The organism is Natronococcus occultus SP4, from assembly GCF_000328685.1.
Classification (GTDB): Archaea; Halobacteriota; Halobacteria; order Halobacteriales; family Natrialbaceae; genus Natronococcus; species Natronococcus occultus.
In genome coordinates this window covers 3,773,548-3,791,871 of sequence record NC_019974.1, presented here as the reverse complement: position 1 = coordinate 3,791,871, position 18,324 = coordinate 3,773,548, and the positions used below count along the sequence as shown (strand labels likewise).

15 protein-coding genes are annotated in these 18,324 nt (G+C 66.9%); 10 read left to right on the top strand and 5 right to left on the bottom strand.

Annotated elements, in window-relative coordinates:
- Positions 1-16: 16 nt before the first annotated feature.
- Positions 17-1,309, bottom strand: coding sequence for a hypothetical protein (locus tag NATOC_RS18410; protein WP_015322992.1), 1,293 nt, complete (start codon positions 1,307-1,309; stop codon positions 17-19).
- Between the two features lie 348 nt (positions 1,310-1,657).
- On the opposite strand from NATOC_RS18410, the gene NATOC_RS18405 reads away from it, so the two are divergent.
- From NATOC_RS18405 to NATOC_RS18395, 3 genes are all read left to right on the top strand, one after another.
- Positions 1,658-2,314, top strand: coding sequence for an inositol monophosphatase family protein (locus NATOC_RS18405; RefSeq protein ID WP_245549665.1), 657 nt, complete (start codon positions 1,658-1,660; stop codon positions 2,312-2,314).
- Between the two features lie 74 nt (positions 2,315-2,388).
- Entirely contained in the window at positions 2,389-3,420 is a 1,032-nt protein-coding gene (locus tag NATOC_RS18400) for a lysylphosphatidylglycerol synthase transmembrane domain-containing protein (protein WP_015322990.1), read from the top strand.
- Between the two features lie 45 nt (positions 3,421-3,465).
- Complete coding sequence (locus NATOC_RS18395; protein ID WP_015322989.1) at positions 3,466-4,068, top strand: DJ-1/PfpI family protein; 603 nt, start codon at positions 3,466-3,468, stop codon at positions 4,066-4,068.
- A 70-nt stretch (positions 4,069-4,138) separates the two neighbouring features.
- Here the strand turns inward: NATOC_RS18395 and NATOC_RS18390 are convergent, their stop codons facing one another.
- Positions 4,139-4,450, bottom strand: coding sequence for a bacteriophage holin (locus tag NATOC_RS18390; protein ID WP_015322988.1), 312 nt, complete (start codon positions 4,448-4,450; stop codon positions 4,139-4,141).
- 314 nt (positions 4,451-4,764) lie between these two features.
- Here NATOC_RS18390 and NATOC_RS18385 point away from each other — a divergent pair, with 314 nt between their 5' ends.
- Positions 4,765-5,421: an HAD family hydrolase gene (locus tag NATOC_RS18385; RefSeq protein WP_015322987.1), complete on the top strand. Its 657-nt coding sequence runs from the start codon at positions 4,765-4,767 to the stop codon at positions 5,419-5,421.
- A 21-nt stretch (positions 5,422-5,442) separates the two neighbouring features.
- Here the strand turns inward: NATOC_RS18385 and NATOC_RS18380 are convergent, their stop codons facing one another.
- Positions 5,443-7,227 carry an outer membrane protein assembly factor BamB family protein gene (locus NATOC_RS18380; RefSeq protein WP_015322986.1) on the bottom strand — a complete coding sequence of 595 codons (1,785 nt, stop codon included), beginning with the start codon at positions 7,225-7,227 and terminating at the stop codon, positions 5,443-5,445.
- Positions 7,228-7,482: 255 nt separating this feature from the next.
- Between NATOC_RS18380 and NATOC_RS18375 the strand changes: the two genes are divergently transcribed.
- Positions 7,483-7,716, top strand: coding sequence for a DUF7385 family protein (locus NATOC_RS18375; protein WP_015322985.1), 234 nt, complete (start codon positions 7,483-7,485; stop codon positions 7,714-7,716).
- Positions 7,717-7,718: 2 nt separating this feature from the next.
- Here the strand turns inward: NATOC_RS18375 and NATOC_RS18370 are convergent, their stop codons facing one another.
- Positions 7,719-10,136 carry a DEAD/DEAH box helicase gene (locus tag NATOC_RS18370; protein ID WP_015322984.1) on the bottom strand — a complete coding sequence of 806 codons (2,418 nt, stop codon included), beginning with the start codon at positions 10,134-10,136 and terminating at the stop codon, positions 7,719-7,721.
- Positions 10,137-10,227: 91 nt separating this feature from the next.
- The gene (locus NATOC_RS18365; protein ID WP_015322983.1) at positions 10,228-11,628 is read right to left on the bottom strand and encodes an MATE family efflux transporter; all 1,401 of its coding nucleotides are present in this window, start codon (positions 11,626-11,628) and stop codon (positions 10,228-10,230) included.
- A 108-nt stretch (positions 11,629-11,736) separates the two neighbouring features.
- Between NATOC_RS18365 and lipA the strand changes: the two genes are divergently transcribed.
- From lipA to NATOC_RS18340, 5 genes are all read left to right on the top strand, one after another.
- Entirely contained in the window at positions 11,737-12,702 is a 966-nt protein-coding gene (lipA, locus tag NATOC_RS18360; protein ID WP_015322982.1) for a lipoyl synthase, read from the top strand.
- A gap of 246 nt (positions 12,703-12,948) precedes the next feature.
- The gene (pdhA, locus tag NATOC_RS18355) at positions 12,949-14,079 is read left to right on the top strand and encodes a pyruvate dehydrogenase (acetyl-transferring) E1 component subunit alpha (protein WP_015322981.1); all 1,131 of its coding nucleotides are present in this window, start codon (positions 12,949-12,951) and stop codon (positions 14,077-14,079) included.
- 1 nt (position 14,080) lies between these two features.
- Positions 14,081-15,067 (top strand): alpha-ketoacid dehydrogenase subunit beta, encoded by a 987-nt coding sequence (locus tag NATOC_RS18350; protein WP_015322980.1) that lies wholly within the window; start codon positions 14,081-14,083, stop codon positions 15,065-15,067.
- A 1-nt stretch (position 15,068) separates the two neighbouring features.
- A complete protein-coding gene (locus NATOC_RS18345; protein ID WP_015322979.1) occupies positions 15,069-16,691 on the top strand; it encodes a dihydrolipoamide acetyltransferase family protein in 1,623 nt (540 codons plus the stop codon).
- A 37-nt stretch (positions 16,692-16,728) separates the two neighbouring features.
- The gene (locus NATOC_RS18340; RefSeq protein ID WP_015322978.1) at positions 16,729-18,222 is read left to right on the top strand and encodes a dihydrolipoyl dehydrogenase family protein; all 1,494 of its coding nucleotides are present in this window, start codon (positions 16,729-16,731) and stop codon (positions 18,220-18,222) included.
- Positions 18,223-18,324 lie beyond the last annotated feature (102 nt).

Sequence of the window (18,324 nt, the reverse complement as noted above, 5' to 3'; positions counted from 1 at the left end):
CACGGCGACGGCGCTGTCAGAGGTACCCGAGCAGCGGCATCGCGAGCCCGACTACCCAGCCCAGAAGGCCAACGACGAACAGCGCGACGCCCTCGGTGTCGTTGCGGGCCGTCCCCGCCGCAAGCAGGCCGAGCGTGACGAGCAGCCCTACTCGGTGGAGCAACACCTCGAGGGGCAGCGTCGTCACGCCGACCGAGACGAAATCGAGGACGAACCCCAGGCCGAGCCCGACGACGGTGAACGCGAACGCCGACTGTGGTTCCAGCGGACGACCGAGCCAGCTCACGACGCGTTGCAGGCGCAACAGCCGGCCCGCTCGCTCGAGGGACTGGGTGAGCACGATCACCGTTGTCGGCAGGCCGACCGCCAGTATCGGGTAGAGGACGACGACGAACGCCTGTGGCGTGATCCAGGGGACCGCCGCCTCGACGGCCAGCCCGGCGCTTCGGACGCCGACGACGATGCCCGCCAGCGCCCCCACGAGGACGAATCCGCGGACGTTCAGGCGCACCCACCGAAGCAGCCGTCGAGTGCCACGGACGATCCCCTTTGCCGTGTCCCGTCCGACCAGTCCGAGCGCGCCGAGGACGCCCCCGATCGCGAGGGGGCCGACGATCGCCAGCTCGATCACCGAGAGCCAGCCGTCGTTCCACCCGCCGTGGGTGCCGTGGTACTCCCGGCGCACCTCCTCGACGAACGGCTCGTCGAGGTACTCGGCCTCGAGGGTGTTCTGTGAGTCCTGGATGTCGGTGACCGTGTGGCGCAGCCGGAAGAAGTCGAAGTGCTCCTGGTGGACCTGGATCGCCGTCCAGTCGTCGTACTCGGTGGTGTAGGCTCTGATGTGGTGGCGACTGCCCAGGTAGTCGCCGGCGTGGAGCTGGTAGCTCTCGTCGACCCAGACTCCCTCTCCGCCGTGAGGTCCGGTGTCGGCGTAGGTGTACCGGGTCGAGCCGTGGGCGTCGTCCCACTGGATCGAGTCCTCGGCGTCGTCGTAGACCTCCGGTTCGTCCTCCTCGTCGGGGTCGAGCTCCTCCCACTCGAGTTCGTCCTGGGCGACCAGCGTCCGCTGGACGCGCTCGTCGTCGCCGTGGATGATCAGGTTGAGTGCGAGGGTCTGCTCGTCGGTCGAGCGATCCCGGCTGGTGTAGGGCCAGACGTAGCTGCCGTTCTCCGCGGGCTGGACGAGTCGGTCGCGGTCGAGCGTCTCGGGCTCGGCCGGCTCCGAGGTGGGATCGATCGCCCCGCCGGCGACCAGGTAGCTCGCGGCGAGGACGAGCAGACCGACCAACAGGAGGTGGCGACGGTTCATCGCGTCCCCGTGTCGTTGGCGGCTGCGGTTCGCCGCTCGCGGTGCTTGGATCGAGACTGGCTTCGGGACGTCGCCCGTCCGAACGGCTCGTCGAGCGCGATCACCGGTCCGTTCAGTCGACGCCAAAACCCTGTCCGCCGTCGTCGCATCTGCACTGTGGGTTGCTCTCCGGTGGTAAGTAACTACTGCAGGCTGAACGAGCCGCCGATGACCGGTTCCCATCGCGCTGCTCGTCGCCGCCTTCTGGATAGTCGTACTGGTTCTTCACCTCGGCTTTTTCTTCGGAGTCGACAGCACCCGGCCGCAGGCAACGGAGACGACGTGGTGAGTTCGGCCCCACGTCCTCGCGTGGACACCGAATTGGAAGCCCGGATGCTCGAGATCGTCCGGGAGCGATTCCCCGACCACCCGATTCGCGCGGAGGAGTCGGGGTACCACGAGGGCGACGGCGAGTACGAGTGGCTCGTCGATCCCCTCGACGGGACGAACAACTTCGAGTCGGGGCTGCCCGCCTTCGCCGCGTCGGTGACGGTACTCGAGGACGGAGCACCGGTCGTCGGCGTCGTCTCGGTGCCGCTGCTCGAGGAGCTGTACGTCGGCAGACGGGACGGCGGGGTCAGGGACGATGGCCGTCCCGTCACAGCCGGTACCGACGCCGAACCTTCACGGGCGACCGTCGCTTCGGTCATCGGTCACGACGTCAAGTGCGATCCCGAGCGCGCGGCGGTCTCGGAGACGATCAACCGGGCGATCAAGGACCGGTGCAAGCGCCGCCTCGAGAGCTGGGCACCGACAGTCCACTGGGGGCTGCTCGCCCGCGGACGGCTGGACGGGATCGTCTGTTACCGATCCGACACGGAGGAACAGCTGCTGGGGGAGCTGTTCGCCGCCGAGAGCGGCCTCCGAACCGAACGCGGCGAGAGCTGGTTTCTCGGCGCCGGCAACGAAGCGATACTCGAGACGCTGACCGAAATCCCGAGGAACGTGCTCACAGACCGAAACTGATCTCCCGCTCGAAGTTCGTCTCCTGTTTGGCGGCGAATCCATGACCGGTTCCCGAACCGCCGACAGCAAGTACTATGACCGATTTCGACGCCGACGTCGATCCCGTTCGTATTGCGGCTGCGCTTACCGTCGCCGTCGCATTGCTCGTCGTGCTGGTCGGCGCGTTCGGCCACGGGGAGGTACTGGCCGCGGCCTCGGAGGCCGATCTCTCGATCTACGCGATCGGGTTCGCGGTAATGGGGGGGTGTCTGTTGTTGCGGGGCGTGGTGTGGAATCGGCTGCTCGAATCTGCACGGTACGACGGCCGATTTCCACCGGTACTGGGGCTGTACCTCGCGACGCGGTTCGCCAAGTACGTTACGCCGTACGGCCAGGTCGTCGCGCCGCCGGGCGTCGCCTACGTCCTCTCGCGTCGCTCGAACGTCGAGTACGAGGCGGGGCTCGCCGCGATCGTCGGCGGGATCTTCGCCAACACCCTCCCCTACTACACGTTCGGGGGGTTCGGCCTCGCGTACCTGCTCGTCGGGTGGCAGGTCACCGGTTCCCTCCAGGCGTACGCGGTGGCGTTTCTGGGGACGATCGCTGCCGGCGTCGCTGGCGCGGCCCTCCTGTGGTACCGCCGCGGGGCCGTCGAGCGGGTGCTGCTCGCGGGCGTCTCACCGATCCGCCGCGTCCTCGGCTCGATCCGTCCCTCGCTGGCCCGATCGCTCCACCCGGAGCACGTCCGGAAGCGACTCGAGGGATTTTATGGGACACTCGAGACGATCGCCGCGGACCGGGCCGCGCTGCTGGCCGTGCTCGTGCTCGGCCACCTCGCGTGGTTCCTGTTCGCGCTTCCGCTGTACCTGACGGGGCTGGCGATGGGCGCGGGGGTTCCGCTGGCAGTGGCGCTGCTCGTGGTCGCGTTCTCGAAGGTCGGATTCCTGGCTCCGACGCCCGGTGGGCTCGGCGGCGTCGAGGTCACGATCGCGGGCGTGCTCGCGCTGCTGGCTCCGGTCGATCCCGCAACGGCGCTCGCGATCGCCCTCCTCTATCGTGTCGTCGCCTACTGGCTGGCCGTCGTCGTCGGGGCCCTCGCGGCGATCGCGCTGTCGTTGTGGTGGTAACCGCCCGGCGAAATACGTTTCCGCGCCGCGACGAACGTATCGTTCATGACCGACGTCACCGCGGAGATCCTGCTGTTCGAGGGTTTCGACGAACTCGACGCAATCGGGCCGTACGAAGTCCTCAAGAACGGCCGCGCGGCCGGCGCCGCCCTCGAGACACGGCTCGTCACACTCGAGGACGCTGACGCCGAGTTCGTCACGGCGAGTCACGAGCTCCGTGTCGAGCCCGACGGCACGCTCGGCGAGCCCGACCTGCTGGTCGTCCCCGGTGGGGGCTGGACGAGCGCCGACGGCGGGGTACGGACCGTCGTCGACGACGGCGCGATTCCCGAGGCCGTCGACAAGCGGTTCGCGGGGGGCGCGACGGTCGCGTCGGTCTGTACCGGTGCGATGATCCTCGCCGAGGCGGGACTGCTCGAGGGACGCCCCGCGACGACCCACCACGACGCGCTCGCGGATCTCGGCGACTCGGCCGGGAACGTCGTCGAGGAACGGGTCGTCGACGACGGCGACGTCCTCACCGCTGGCGGGGTCACTGCGGGGATCGACCTGGCGCTGTGGCTGCTCGAGCGGGAGTTCGGCGCCGAGGTCGCCGAGGCGGTCGAGACGGAGATGGAACACGAGCGTCGGGGCGAGGTCTTCGGCTAACAGCAGTTGAGAATTCGGTTATCGAACCTGTCGGAGTGGACGGCACGGAGCGGGCGATCGGAGTGACAGCTCACTTCGCCAGCCGGTTGTAGATCCGCCCGAACAGGTACCCGAGGACGAACGCATCGATGAATCCCAGAACCGTCCCCCAGACGAGATCGCCCGGTTCGGAACTGTACCCAGGGTAGAGGTCTGCCAGCAACAGTCGCCAGCGCTCTCCGTATTTCGTCCCAGCTGCCAGTTCCAGGAAGGCAACCGCTGCACTCCAGATGAGACCGGCCGAGAGGCCGAGTGCACGGGCATCGACCGTCCCTGCCGTTTCCGTGGCTTCGGCTGCGGAAGCACGGATCTGCTCTTGGGTCGAGGGCTGTGAGTCGCTCATTTCACCGGGAGATCGTCCCGTCCGACCAAAATATAAGAGGGGAGTTTCAGTTTTGTGAGAATTGATACACGGAGAGCTGGCCCACGACGGCTGTAGCACTCGATACCGATCTCGCCACGGTCCTGTCGGTACAACCTTGGTATCGGTGACCTCGCCCATGCCCGACGAACGGGTGAAGGCACGGACTTGATCTGCAACGACCACGAGTTTCACTTTCCGGGTGGGGTTTTCGGGGGCTGTCAATGCCTCGATGGGCGACGGCGTCCGTGTGACGGCCAAACGGCTATACGTCCGTCCCCGGTAGCCCGACGTACATGAGTGCAGTCTTGTTCGATATGGACGGCGTACTCGTCGACTCCGAGGACTACTGGGTCGAGTTCCAGCGCGAGGAGATCCTCCCCGCGGCCGTCCCCGACGAGGACATCGACGTCGCCGAGGTCAGTGGGATGAACTACGCGGAGATCTACGACTACCTCGAGGAGGAGTACGGCACCGCGATCTCCCGCGAGGAGTACCTCCAGAAGTTCGAGGAGGCCGCCGAGACGCTGTACACCGAGCGCGTCGAGCTGCTCGAGGGAACCCACGAGCTGCTCGCGGAGCTGGACGAGCGGGGCGTGACGACGGCCGTCGTCTCTTCCTCGCCCCACGACTGGATCGGGATGGTCCTCGAGCGCTTCGAGCTCGAGGACGCGTTCGACCGCGTGATCAGCGCCGAGGAGATCGACGGCTCGAGCAAGCCCGCGCCGGACGTCTTCGAGTACGCCGCCGAGGAGGTCGGCGTCTCTACCGACGACTGCGTCGTCGTCGAGGACTCCGAGAACGGGATCGAGGCGGCCGACCGCGCGGACACGATCGTCGTCGCCTACCGGATCGACGCCCACGGCGACATCGACTACTCGCCGGCCGATCGGGTCGCCGACTCGCCGGCCGAGGTGCGGGAGAGCGTCCTCGAGCTGGTCGCGGCGGCGTAGCCGTCGCCCCCGAAGCGTCCGTTAGTCGGTTCGCTCGTCCGGACTGACTCGCTCGTCCGGGTCGGTCCGTTCGTCCGAACCGGCCCGTCGACGCACCCACTCGAGGCCGAGCGCCCCGCCGAGGAGTCCGGCGCCGGTCGTAAAGCCGGGCATCCCGTCGGTCTCGTCGTCGCTCGGGTCGTCGGCTACTTCGTCACCGCCTTCGTCATCGCCGCCGACGTCCTGGTCGTCACCACCGTTTTCGTCACCGCCCCCATCGTCGCTCTCGTCGTCGTTCCCGCCATCGTCGTCGGTGTCGGGACCGTCCTCGTCGTCCGGCTCGTCCCTGTCGTCCTCACCCTCACCGGTATAGTCGCCCTCGTCGTCTTCGTCGGGTTCGTCTCCGTCGTCCGCGTCGCCTTGTGCGGGCTGATCACCCCCTTCGCCTTCGTCCTCGGGCTCGTCTCCGTCATCAGCGGGCTGGTCGTCCCCTCCGTCGTCGGGCTGGTCGGTCTCTTCACTCTCGCTGTCGTCGGCCTGATCGTCGCCTTCCTCGCCTTCGTCGGCAGGCTGATCGTCCGCTTCGTCCTCGGGTTCATCGCCGTCCTCGTCGGTCCCCTCGCGAAGCGCCACGAGGTCGCCGTCGTGTTCGACGTAGATCGTCTCGCCGCTGATCGCGCGAACGGGACCGACCGGGGCGTCCTCGACTCCGATGGTCCACCTTTCGGAGCCGTCGTACTTGTTCAGGGCGACGAGCTCCTCGTCGTACTCCCGATCTCCGTAGTTGTGGCCGTCCAGATAGAAGTACGCGTACGCGGTTTCGCCGCTGATGACGGCTTGGCCGTAGGTGTAGGTCATATCGAGGTTCCACTCGTATTCGTCGCCCTCGATCGAGCCGCCGGAGTAGCCGTGGTCGGTGCCACCGCCGACGTAGATCTCCTCGCCGAACGCTATCTCGCGGGTCCCGGCGCCTATGGTTGCAAATTCGCCCGTTCGAGCGTCGTGCAACGGCCACTCCTCGTAGGCGCCGCCGTCGTACGCGACCGCTGTCGGGGACGCGTAGGTGGTACTGACGTGGGAACCGACGTGGACGCCCTCCTGCCAGACTTCGGCACCGGTTTCGGGATCGAGAGCGATCGGCCCTCCACCCGTGACGCTGTAGATCACGCCGTTCGCCGCCGCGGGCGCCGTAACGAACTCGTACTCTTCTTCCTCGTCGCCGTCGAACAGCGCGGCGGTGATCGATTCCCGCTCCCATCGAACCGAGCCGTCGTCGGCGTCGAGCGCGTACAGTGTCCCGTCGACCACGGCGTACACGCCGCCGTAGGCGACCGTCTGCCAGTGGATCTCCTCCTCGGGATCGAACGACGTCTCCCAGCGGACGCTCCCGTCGGATCGGTCGAGTGCGACGATCTCCTCGCCGCTGAGGTAGACGCTCTCGCCGGCGACCGACGGCGTGCTCGCGTCGATCTCCGCGTTCTCCCAGCGGACGGTGCCGTCCGTCGCATCCAGGGCGAGGACGGCGCCGTCGGTCGGCGCGTAGACGGTTTCGTCGGCGACGGCGACGGTGTTCGCTCCCGCCCCGTCGACGGACCACGCGGCTTCGAGCGCCGCGCCCTCGAACTCGTGGCCATCCGGGACGTATCTGGCGTGTCCGGGACCGCCCCGGTGTGACGGCCAGTCCTCGTCCGGCCCCGGGTCGCGATCCGGATCCGGAAGCTCGTCAACGTCGGTTTCGGAGTCTCCGGCCCCCACCGAAGCGAATCCGGTTCCGATCGACAGCGCTACACCAGTCGCCAGCACCGAGCGGCGTCGCCACTCTTCCATACCGGGTGGAAAACGAGTCGGACCATTACTATCCGATCACTATTGCTGAATTGTCTCCACGGAAACTGTTACGGGGCGGACCGATACCCGGACCAGCGGACGGATTCGGGTCGCTGCGACGCACAACCGCACCTGACGCTCGCGGTCTCCGCAGCGCTCGTGCTCGCGGCGGAACCGTCGCCCGACCGTCAGCTTCGGGCCGTTCGGACGGGGATTCCCGCCTGAATTTATAGGTACCGACTCACAAGGTGGGGTATGGGCGATATCGACCTCGACGAACTCGCCGCATCGCTGACGATTCGCGAGGAAAACCAGGCGATCAAGAGCTACCAGAACACGGTGGCGGTCTCCTGTCCGGCTTGCGACGCGACGTTCGACGATCTGGTCGTCTGCAAGGAGAACCCGGCAAGCCTCAACCTCTCACAGCAGCTCGACCTCTGTGTCGGCTCGGCCGACGGACAGGCGGTCATCTTCACCCACAAGAAATAGATTCAGCGGACCTCAACCGTTCGTCGCTCCTCGAGGGGGACCAGGGGTTGCTCGGGGAAGGCGACGCTGACGCGAAACTCGAGCTCGTCGGCGTCGGCGCCGAAGACACCGACGGGAACGGTTTCCTCGCCGCGCAGGTAGGTACTCGTACTCGTCATCTCGACGCCGTCGTCGGGAACATCCGTTCCCGACTGGCTCGAGAGCGCGTCGCTCTCTCGAACGTTTACCGTCACCCGAATCCCGGCTCGCGCGGGCTCGCCGACGTTTCGCACGGTGACCTCGGAGACGTCGTTCTCCCCGGTTTCGATCGTCTCCGGGAACGATCCCCACTCGATCTCGGCTGCGGGCAGCGACTGGGCGCCCTCGTAGACCCGCTCGGCGACGCCCTCCGAGAGGCCCGCCTCGACCAGCCCGGCGATCCCGGCCTCGACGACGTCGCCCGGCGTCGACAGCCCCTCTTTTGAGAGCTTGCTCGCTCGCCCCGGACCGATCCCGTCGATCGCCGTCAGTCCGACCGCGTCCTCGGCGACCCCGTTCTCGACCCTGGCCTCGACGCGTCCCGCGAGGTTCGCGGCGTGGGGACCCGCAAGCCGATCGAGGAACGCACCCAGCGCGGAGAGCAGCCGCGTCGCGTTCCGGCGGATGACCCAGGCATCGCTTCGGAGCTCGGTTGGGACCGAGCCGCTCGCGGCCCCGCGCAAGATTGCGAGGACTTTGCGCTGGCCGGGCTCGAGGTCGCCCGTTTCCTGACCCACAAGCACCGCGTCGATCGCGTCGCGTTCGGCCTGACGGGCCGACACCGAGTCGAACTCCGCGGCGGTCGCGACGACCTCGAGAAGGTCGTCTGTCGCGACCGCCTCCCCGTCGGCGACGCGGTCACACAGCGTCGCGAACCGGACGGCGGTCTCGAGCCGGAGGTAGTACTTCGAGGCGAGGACTCCCCGCGGGGTGGCCTCGATCGAGAGATCCGTCTCGTCCATCGCGACGAACCCCCGATCGACCAGATCCTCGAGACAGTCCCGGACGCGTCGCCGGAGGTTCGGGAAGTCGTAGGCCTCGGGACTCGACTGCCCGCGGACGTAGTAGAAGGTCGTCTCGAGCCAGTCCATCACGTCCTCGAGGTCGGTGATCGTTCCCATCGCGATCTCGGCGTTGAGGTGGGTGCCGAGGGTCTCGGCGAGCCGGGACTCGATCTCCTTGCCGTCGTCGAGCAGCCGGCGGTACTTGTCGGCCTCGGCCGTGTCACAGACGACCCAGCCGTAGCCGACGTCGTCGTAGCCCGGGCGGCCCGCACGCCCGAGCATCTGGAGGACGTCCAGGGGACTCATATCGATCTCACCCTCGAGGGGGTCGTGGAGCTTCGTGTCCCGGATCACGACGCAGCGGGCGGGGAGGTTGACGCCCCACGCGAGCGTCGAGGTCGAGAACAACAGTTCGATCCGTCCCTCCTTGAACCACTCCTCGACGAGGTCGCGGTCGTTTTTCGAGAGCCCGGCGTGGTGGAAGGCGACGCCGTCGAGCACGGACTTGTAGAGCGTCTCGTTCTCGATACGCTCCTTGAGGTCGTTGTTGTGGTAGTCGAAGTCGCCACGAACGCCCATCGGGATATCGCGTTCGGCGATCTCGTCGCGGGCCTTCTCGGCCGCCCGGACCGTGTCCTGGCGGGAAGAGACGAACACGAGCGACTGGCCGTCCTCGCGGAGGTGGGGTTCGGCCAGGTCCAGCGCCCGGTAGAGCCGACGGTACTTGTCGGCAAAGGAGTTCTCGCCGTGGGTGTAGGTCTTGACGCCGGCGTTGAGTTCGACGGGCCGGTACTCCGCGCCGAACTCGAAGGTCGCGTCCTCGGGGGCGTCGAGCCAGGCTGCGACGTCCTCGACGTTCGGCATCGTCGCCGAGAGTGCGACGATTCGGGGCTCACAGAGTCGTCGAAGCCGCGAGATCGTCACCTCGAGGACGGAGCCCCGGCGGTCGGCATCCAGCAGGTGGACCTCGTCGATGACACAGACGTCGACGTCGGTGACGAAGTCGTACCGCCGGGAGTCGTGTTTTCGGGTCGCCGAGTCGAGCTTCTCGGGGGTCATCACGAGGATGTCGGCCCGGCGGGCCCGCCGCGGGTTGAGATCGCGCTCGCCGGTGACGACGTACACCGAGTAGCCGAGCTCCTCGAATCGGTCCCAGTCGTCTTCTTTCTCGTTGGTCAGGGCCCGCATCGGCGCGATAAACAGCGCGGTGCCGTCCTCGGCGAGGGTCTTGCAGATCGCCAGTTCCGCGAGCGCGGTCTTTCCGGACGCGGTCGGCGCGCTCGCGACGACGTTCTCGTCGGACTCGAGCAACGCGGGCAGGGCCTCCCGCTGCATCCGGTTGAACTCCTCGAACGCGAAGGCGTCGGCAAACTCGGGTAGAACCTCGGCGACCTCCATCACGCGGAAACGGGGGGTGACGGGCCAAAGGCGTTTCCTTCGGCCGCCCGCGGGACGGCACCGTGTGACGGCAAGCTGAGGGCCGACCGGCTCAGTCGGCGGCCTCGGAGGACGCGGTTTCGGCCGCCCGGACGTTCATCCCGGACGAGGTCTCGTACCAGTAGTACGCGCCGAGTCCCAGCGCGGCGACGACGTTCGAGACGGTGACGCCCCAGAAGACGCCGACGACGCCAAGCCCGAGCAGGTAGGCACCCGCGAGCGCGACGGGGAGTCGGATGATCCAGTACTGCAGCAGGGTCGCGATCAGGCTCGTCCGGGTCCGTCGAGCGCCGTTGAACCCGCCCTGCAGGAGGTAGGTCGCGCCGATCGCCCAGTAGCCGTACGCGAGGATCCGCAGGTACTCCGCGGCGAGTTCGACCTCGGCGGGTGTCGCGTCGGGGACGAAAAGCACCGACAGCGTCTCCGGAATCGCCCACTGGACCGCGCCGACGACGGTGAGGGCGACGCTCGCGATGGCGACGCCGACCCACGTCGTTCGTCGCGCACGGTCGGGGAGTTCGGCGCCGAGGTTCTGGCCGACCATGCTCTGGGCGGCCTGCTGGAGGCCGATCGCGGGGACGAACGCGATCGCCGCCACCCGGGCGCCGATCGTGTACGCTGCGAGTCCCGCCGCGCCGCCGACGATCGCGACGAGCCAGACCATCCCGACGCGGGCCGACTGGCTCGAGAGGTACTGGCCCGCGGTCGGCCAGCCGATGTCGACGATCTCGCGACAGTCCTCGAGCTCGAACGAAAGCACCGCCCGCGAGAGGACGAACCCATCCCGTCCTCGAACTGCCAGGCCGAGCCCGAACAGGAAGCCGACGCCGTAGCCGATCCCCGTCGCCAGCGCCGCGCCGGGGACGCCCAGTTCGGGGAACAGCCACCAGCCGAAGATCAGGAACGGATCGAGAACGATGTTGACCGCGACCGCGACGGCGTTGATGTACAACGCCGCGCGTGTGTCGCCCCAGCCGATGAAACTCGACTCGAGGGCCTCGCTCGCGCTCAGGATCGGAAAGACCATCGCGGCGACCGCGAGATAGGCTGCGGCGTACTGGGTGACCAGCTCGCCGGCGCCGAAGACGCCGACGATCTCCGGGGCGAACGCCGCGACGCCGAGCCCCGCGAGTCCGCCCGCGAGGACGCCGACGAGGATTCCGTTTCCGGTCGCCCGGCGGGCCAGGTCGTCCTCCTCGGCGCCGACTCGCTGGGAGACCAGTACCTGTGTGCCGACGCCCGCGCCGATCGAGACGGCCGCGAGCACTCCCATCAGCGGAAACGTCAGCCCGACCGCGGCCACTCCCTCGAGGCTGTGACGGCCCAGCCAGAGGGTGTCGACGACCTGCTGGAGGACCTGCACGAGGTTCTGGACGAGCAACGGGGCGGCCAGGAGTGCGAGCACCCGCGGTATCGGACCCGTCGTGATCTCCTCCCGATCGAGGTCGAGCATTCCATATATACGGATATATTTGAGTAAAATAAATATTCCTGTTGTACTCACACTGAGAGGACCTGTCGATCACAACCGTTTTTCACCCTGGCACGCCACGGTAGAGGTATGAGCAGCACCCGCAAGCCCGACTGGCTCAAAATGCGTCCGCCGTCGGGACAGGAGTTTACCGACATCCGGGAGCGTCTTCGCGAGCGGAACCTCCACACCGTCTGTGAGGAGGCCAACTGTCCGAACCTCGGCGAGTGCTGGTCCGGCGGCGCCGGAACCGGTGACGGCGAGGGGGGAACGGCCACGTTCATGCTGATGGGCGATCGCTGTTCCCGGGCGTGTAACTTCTGTGACGTTCAGACCGGGGGGATGGAGTCGCTCGATCCCGACGAACCCACAAACGTCGCCGAGGCCGTCGCCGAGATCGGTCTCGACTACGTCGTGTTGACGAGCGTCGACCGCGACGACCTCCCCGATCAGGGAGCCGGCCACTTCGCGGAGACGATCCGCGAGATCAAGGATCGCCACCCCGGAATCCTCGTCGAAGTCCTTATCCCGGACTTCCAGGGCGAGGAACGTCTCGTGCGCAAGATCATCGACGCCGATCCGGACGTCATCGCCCACAACGTCGAGACCGTCGAGCGACTACAGTTCCCCGTCCGGGATCGTCGTGCCGGCTACGAACAGAGCCTCGGCGTCCTCGAGCAGGTCCATCGGGAGTCGGATATCTACACGAAAACGTCGATCATGCTCGGTCACGGCGAGTACGACCACGAGGTCTACCAGACTCTAGCCGACCTCCGCGAGCGCGGCGTCGATATCGTCACTCTGGGGCAGTACCTCCGACCCTCGCGGGACCATCTCGAAGTGAAACGCTACGACCACCCCGACAAGTACGAGACCTGGCGACGGGTCGCCGAGGACGAACTCGACTTCCTGTACTGCGCCAGCGGCCCGATGGTCCGATCCTCGTACAAGGCCGGCGAGCTGTTCGTCGACGCCGTCCTTCGAGAGGGGAAAAGCGTTGCCGAGGCCCGCCAGGAAGCCCGCGCCGAGTCGGGGGCAGCCGAACTCGCGGAGTAGTCACGGAACCGCTCTCCCTGGCCACGGCCCGAGACCGATCGTTCGTCCACTATTTCGTTCACTGGTTCCCGAACCCGTACGTAGCCGTTCAGTTAGCCGCACTGACACGGACGATCGGTCGATTCGATCCCGGTTCCCCGAACACTCTCTGCGTGCCGAGCAAGAATCTCATCGATAGTAAACTATTTACGAAAATCCTTTAACGCGAGCGATAATTCGTTAGGGTATGCACAGGTGGGTACACCCGTGAGTACGATACAGCGAGACCCCCAGGACCGCGTACAGGTACTCGACGACGCCGGTCGCGTCCTCGAGGACGCCGAGGTGCCCGACCTCTCCGAAGAAAAGCTCGTCGAGATGTACGAGCAGATGCGTCTCGTCCGTCACTTCGACGAACGGGCAGTGAGTCTCCAGCGCCAGGGTCGAATGGGGACGTATCCACCCCTGTCGGGCCAGGAGGGTTCCCAGATCGGTAGCGCACACGCGCTAGACGACGAGGACTGGCTGTTCCCGAGCTATCGCGAGCACGGGGCGTCGCTCGTCCGCGGGATGTCGCTCAAGCGGACCCTGCTGTACTGGATGGGCCACGAATTGGGCAACCAGATCCCCGACGACGCCAACATCTTCACCGTCGCCGTGCCGATCGCCACACAGATTCCCCACGCGACGGGCGCGGCGTGGGCGTCCGACCTCAAGGACGAGGAGAAGGCGTTTCTCTGTTATTTCGGCGACGGTGCTACCTCGGAGGGAGACTTCCACGAGGGACTGAACTTCGCCGGCGTCTTCGATACGCCGACCGTCTTCTTCTGTAACAACAATCAGTGGGCGATCTCCGTGCCCCGGGAGCGCCAGACCGCGAGCGAGACGCTCGCCCAGAAGGCCACCGCCTACGGCTTCGAGGGCGTTCAGGTCGACGGGATGGACCCCCTCGCAGTGTACAAGGTCACCCGCGACGCCGTCGAGAAGGCGAAAAACCCCGACGCCGTCGAGGACGAGTCGCCCGGCAGCGCGACCCGGCCGACGCTCATCGAGGCGGTCCAGTACCGCTTTGGCGCCCACACGACCGCCGACGACCCCTCCGTCTACCGCGACGACGAGGAGGTCGAGCACTGGAAACAGAAGGATCCGATCCCGCGCATGGAGACGTTCCTGCGAAACAACGGGATGCTCGACGACGAGCGCGTCGACGCGATCGAGTCCCGAATCTCCGAGGACGTCGCCGACGCGATCGACGCCGCCGAGGCGGTCGAACGGCCAGACCCCGAGGAGATCTTCGCTCACGTCTACGAGGGGATGCCCAAACGGTTACAGGAACAGCTCGAGTGGTTCGAATCGATCCGGGAACGACACGGCGACGACGCCCTCCTGGAGGGATAACATGGCTGCAGAATCGGAAAACCTCACGCTGGTACAGGCGGTACGAGACGGGTTGCACAGCGAGATGGAACGCGACGACGACGTCGTCGTCATGGGCGAGGACGTCGGGAAAAACGGCGGCGTCTTTCGCGCGACCGAGGGGCTGTACGACGAGTTCGGCGAGAACCGCGTCATCGACACCCCCCTCGCGGAGTCGGGGATCGTCGGGACGGCGATCGGCATGGCCGCCTACGGGATGCGTCCCGTTCCGGAGATGCAGTTCCTCGGCTTTATCTACCCCGCGTTCGACCAGATCGTCTCCCACGCCGCGCGCCTGCGGACGCGCTCGCGGGGCCGGTACACCTGCCCGATGGTCATCCGCGCCCCCTACGGCGGCGGGATCCGGGCGCCCGAACATCACTCCGAGTCCTCGGAGGCGATGTTCGTTCACCAGCCCGGGCTGAAGGTCGTCACACCCTCGACGCCGTACGACACGAAAGGGCTGTTGACGAGCGCGATCCGCTCGCCGGATCCGGTCGTCTTTCTCGAGCCGAAACTCATCTACCGGGCGTTCCGAGAGGAGGTCCCCGACGAGCCCTACGAGGTACCACTCGGCGAGGCGGCCGTCCGTCGCGAGGGGTCGGATATCTCCGTGTTCACCTGGGGTGCGATGACTCGACCGACCCTCGAGGCCGCGGACAACCTCGCGGGCGAGATCGACGTCGAGGTCGTCGACCTGCGAACGCTTTCTCCCCTCGACGAGGACGCGATCGTCGAGTCGTTCAAAAAGACCGGCCGTGCGGCCGTCGTCCACGAGGCACCCAAAACGGGTGGGCTCGGCGCCGAGATCGCCGCGACGATCCAGGATGAGGCGCTGCTCTACCAGGAGGCGCCGGTAGAACGAATCACTGGGTTCGATACGCCGTTCCCACTGTACGCACTCGAGGACTACTACCTGCCCGAGCCGGCACGCATCGAGGACGGCATTCGAGACACGATGGGGTTCTAACATGGTACGAGAGTTCAAGCTGCCCGACGTCGGCGAAGGCGTCGCCGAGGGTGAACTGGTGAGCTGGCTGGTCGAACCGGGCGACGAGGTTAGCGAGGACCAGCCAGTCGCGGAGGTCGAGACCGACAAGGCCCTCGTCGAGGTTCCGTCCCCGGTCAACGGCACCGTTAGAGAACTCCACTGGGAGGAAGGCGAGATGGTCCCCGTCGGCGACCTGTTCGTTACGTACGACGTGGAGGGCGAGGAGCGCACGGACGAATCGACCACCTCGGAAGAAGAACGAGCCAGCGAACCCCCGGGTGTCGACTCGCCCGAGGGGACCCAGACAGACGCCGACGGCGAACCTGCCGGCGACGCTGGCGCGACGGGTGCCGAAACCGGTGAGGTCGAACCCCCAGAAGACCGGGTCTTCGCACCGCCGCGGGTACGACGGTTGGCCCGCGAGGAGGGGATCGATCTCTCGACGCTCGAGGGCAGCGGTCCCGGCGGTCGAATCACCGCAGCCGACGTGGAAGCCGCCGCGGGCGGATCGGACACGTCCTCGGAGTCGGTGGAAGCCGAGACGACACCCGAAGGGACCACCTCGGAGACGGGTGCCGAGAGCGCCGTCGCGAGCGACGCGGGTTCCCCTTCCGGGAGCCAGACGACCCAGTCGACGACACCGGATCAGGTCGAGTCGGCCGACCGCGATCGGACTCTGGCTGCGCCCGCAACTCGAAAGCTCGCCGAGGAGGAGGGTGTCGACATCGACGCCGTCCCGACCGACGAGGAACGCGACGGCGAGCCCTACGTCACCCCCGAGGCCGTCCGGGAGTACGCCGAGGCCCAGCAACGAGCCCAGGAGGCCGACGCAGAGGCAGTCTCGGCGGGTGAACCCGTCGGCGCGAAGGGGACGGCGTTCCCCGAGGGCGAACGCGAACGTCGGGAACCCTTCAAAGGCGTTCGCAAGACCATCGCCGACGCGATGGTCGAGTCGAAGTACTCCGCGCCCCACGTCACCCACCACGACGAGGTCGACGTTACCGAACTCGTCGAGGCGCGCGATCGGCTCAAGCCCCGCGCCGAGGAACAGGGGATCAGCCTCACCTACATGCCGTTTATCATGACGGCCGTGACGGCTGCACTGAAGGAGTTCCCCGAAATGAACGCGGTGATCGACGAGGACAACGAGGAGATCGTCTACCGGGACTACTACAACGTCGGCATCGCCACGGCAACCGACGTCGGCCTGATGGTACCCGTCCTCGAGGACGCCGACCGGAAGGGGCTCCTGCAGCTGTCCTCGGAGATGAACGAGCTCGTCACGAAGGCCCGAGAACGCTCGATCAGTCCCGACGAGCTTCGGGGTTCGACGTTTACGATCACGAACGTCGGGGGGATCGGCGGCGAGTACGCGACCCCGATCCTGAACTATCCGGAGTCGGGCATCCTCGCGGTCGGCGAGATCAAACGCAAGCCGCGGGTCGTCACGGACGACGACGGCGAGGAGTCGATCGAGCCGCGCTCGGTGATGACGCTGTCGCTGTCGTTCGATCACCGGTTGATCGACGGTGCGGTTGGTGCACGGTTTACGAACAAAGTGATGGAGTACCTCGAGAATCCGGAACTGCTACTGCTCGAATGATGAACCTTACTACACTGCCACGAGAGGGAGCTAACTGATGGTCGTCGGAGACGTCACCACCGGAACGGACGTACTGGTCATCGGCGCGGGTCCCGCGGGCTACGTGGCCGCGATCCGGGCCGGACAGCTCGATCTGGACGTAACGCTCGTCGAAAAGGACGCGTACGGGGGAACCTGCCTGAACGACGGCTGTATCCCCTCGAAGGCGCTGATCACCGCCACCAACGTTGCTCACGAAGCGGGCAACGCCGAGGAGATGGGGATCCACGCCGACCCCGCGATCGACCTCGCGGGGATGATGGGCTGGAAGGACGACGTCGTCGACCAGCTCACCGGCGGCGTCGAGAAGCTCTGCAAGGCAAACAGCGTCAATCTGCTCGAGGGAACCGCCACCTTCGCCGACGAAAACACTGTCCGGGTCTCCCACAGCGGTGAGGGCCAGGGGTCGGAAACCCTCGAGTTCGAACACGCCATCGTCGCGACGGGATCGCGACCGATCGAGATCCCCGGGTTCGAGTACGACGACGAGCCGGTGATCGACTCGACGCAGGCGCTCGCACTCGAGTCGGTCCCCGACTCGATGGTGATCGTCGGCGCCGGCTACATCGGAATGGAGCTTGCCGGCGTCTACGCCAAGCTCGGCACCGACGTCACCGTCATCGAGATGCTCGATAGCATCCTGCCGGGCTACGACGACGATCTCAAACGCCCCGTCAAACAGCGCGCGAGCGACCTCGGGATCGAGTTCCACTTCGGGTACGCGGCCTCGGAGTGGGAACAGCAGGGCGACGGGATCCGCGTCGTCGCCGAGACGCCCGACGAGGCGGCTGCCGACGGGGGAAGCGAGACGCCACAGGCCTCGGAAGAAGCGAACGCGGAGGCCGTCGAGGACGAACCGCTCGAACTCGACGCCGAGAAAGTCCTCGTCGCCGTCGGCCGGGAACCGGTCTCGGACACGCTCGAACTCGAGAACGCCGGCGTCGAGACCGACGACCGCGGGTTCATCCAGACCGATTCGCGTGCTCGCTCGAACGTCGACCACGTCTTTGCCGTCGGCGACGTCGCCGGCGAGCCGATGCTCGCTCACAAGGGCAGCATGGAGGGCCAGGTCGCCGCCGAGGTGATCGCCGGCGAGCCGTCGGCGATCGACTACCAGGCGATGCCCGCGGCGGTGTTTACCGAACCCGAGATCGGCACCGTCGGCATGTCCGAAAGCGAGGCCGAGGACGCCGGTTTCGAGACCGTCATCGGGAAGTTCCCGTTCCGGGCCAGCGGCCGCGCGCTGACCACCGGCGAGTCGGACGGGTTCGTCAAGATCGTCGCCGACCAGGAAGAGGGGTACGTCCTCGGCGCCCAGATCGTCGGTCCCGAGGCCTCGGAACTGATCGCCGAACTCGGGCTCGCGATCGAACTCGGGGCAACACTCGAGGACGTCGCCTCGACGGTCCACACCCATCCGACGCTCTCGGAATCCGTAATGGAGGCCGCCGAGAACGCGCTCGGTCACGCGATCCACACCCTCAATCGGTAGCGAGGCGCCGTCCTCGGGCGAGCGTCGTTCGTTCTATCGCCCGCTCACGACGGTTCGGTAACCGAAACCGCCGAGTGCGGTCCGTGATCGCCCGCTCGACGA

Excerpts from the sequence above, each read along its gene's own strand:
- NATOC_RS18410 (WP_015322992.1), bottom strand. The coding sequence starts at position 1,309 with ATGAACCGTCGCCACCTCCTGTTGGTCGGTCTGCTCGTCCTCGCCGCG.
- NATOC_RS18400 (WP_015322990.1), top strand. The coding sequence starts at position 2,389 with ATGACCGATTTCGACGCCGACGTCGATCCCGTTCGTATTGCGGCTGCG.
- NATOC_RS18395 (WP_015322989.1), top strand. The coding sequence starts at position 3,466 with ATGACCGACGTCACCGCGGAGATCCTGCTGTTCGAGGGTTTCGACGAA.
- NATOC_RS18375 (WP_015322985.1), top strand. The coding sequence starts at position 7,483 with ATGGGCGATATCGACCTCGACGAACTCGCCGCATCGCTGACGATTCGC.
- NATOC_RS18365 (WP_015322983.1), bottom strand. The coding sequence starts at position 11,628 with ATGCTCGACCTCGATCGGGAGGAGATCACGACGGGTCCGATACCGCGG.
- NATOC_RS18385 (WP_015322987.1), top strand. The coding sequence starts at position 4,765 with ATGAGTGCAGTCTTGTTCGATATGGACGGCGTACTCGTCGACTCCGAG.
- lipA (WP_015322982.1), top strand. The coding sequence starts at position 11,737 with ATGAGCAGCACCCGCAAGCCCGACTGGCTCAAAATGCGTCCGCCGTCG.
- NATOC_RS18390 (WP_015322988.1), bottom strand. The coding sequence starts at position 4,450 with ATGAGCGACTCACAGCCCTCGACCCAAGAGCAGATCCGTGCTTCCGCA.
- NATOC_RS18380 (WP_015322986.1), bottom strand. The coding sequence starts at position 7,227 with ATGGAAGAGTGGCGACGCCGCTCGGTGCTGGCGACTGGTGTAGCGCTG.
- NATOC_RS18350 (WP_015322980.1), top strand. The coding sequence starts at position 14,081 with ATGGCTGCAGAATCGGAAAACCTCACGCTGGTACAGGCGGTACGAGAC.
- NATOC_RS18370 (WP_015322984.1), bottom strand. The coding sequence starts at position 10,136 with ATGGAGGTCGCCGAGGTTCTACCCGAGTTTGCCGACGCCTTCGCGTTC.
- NATOC_RS18340 (WP_015322978.1), top strand. The coding sequence starts at position 16,729 with ATGGTCGTCGGAGACGTCACCACCGGAACGGACGTACTGGTCATCGGC.
- NATOC_RS18345 (WP_015322979.1), top strand. The coding sequence starts at position 15,069 with ATGGTACGAGAGTTCAAGCTGCCCGACGTCGGCGAAGGCGTCGCCGAG.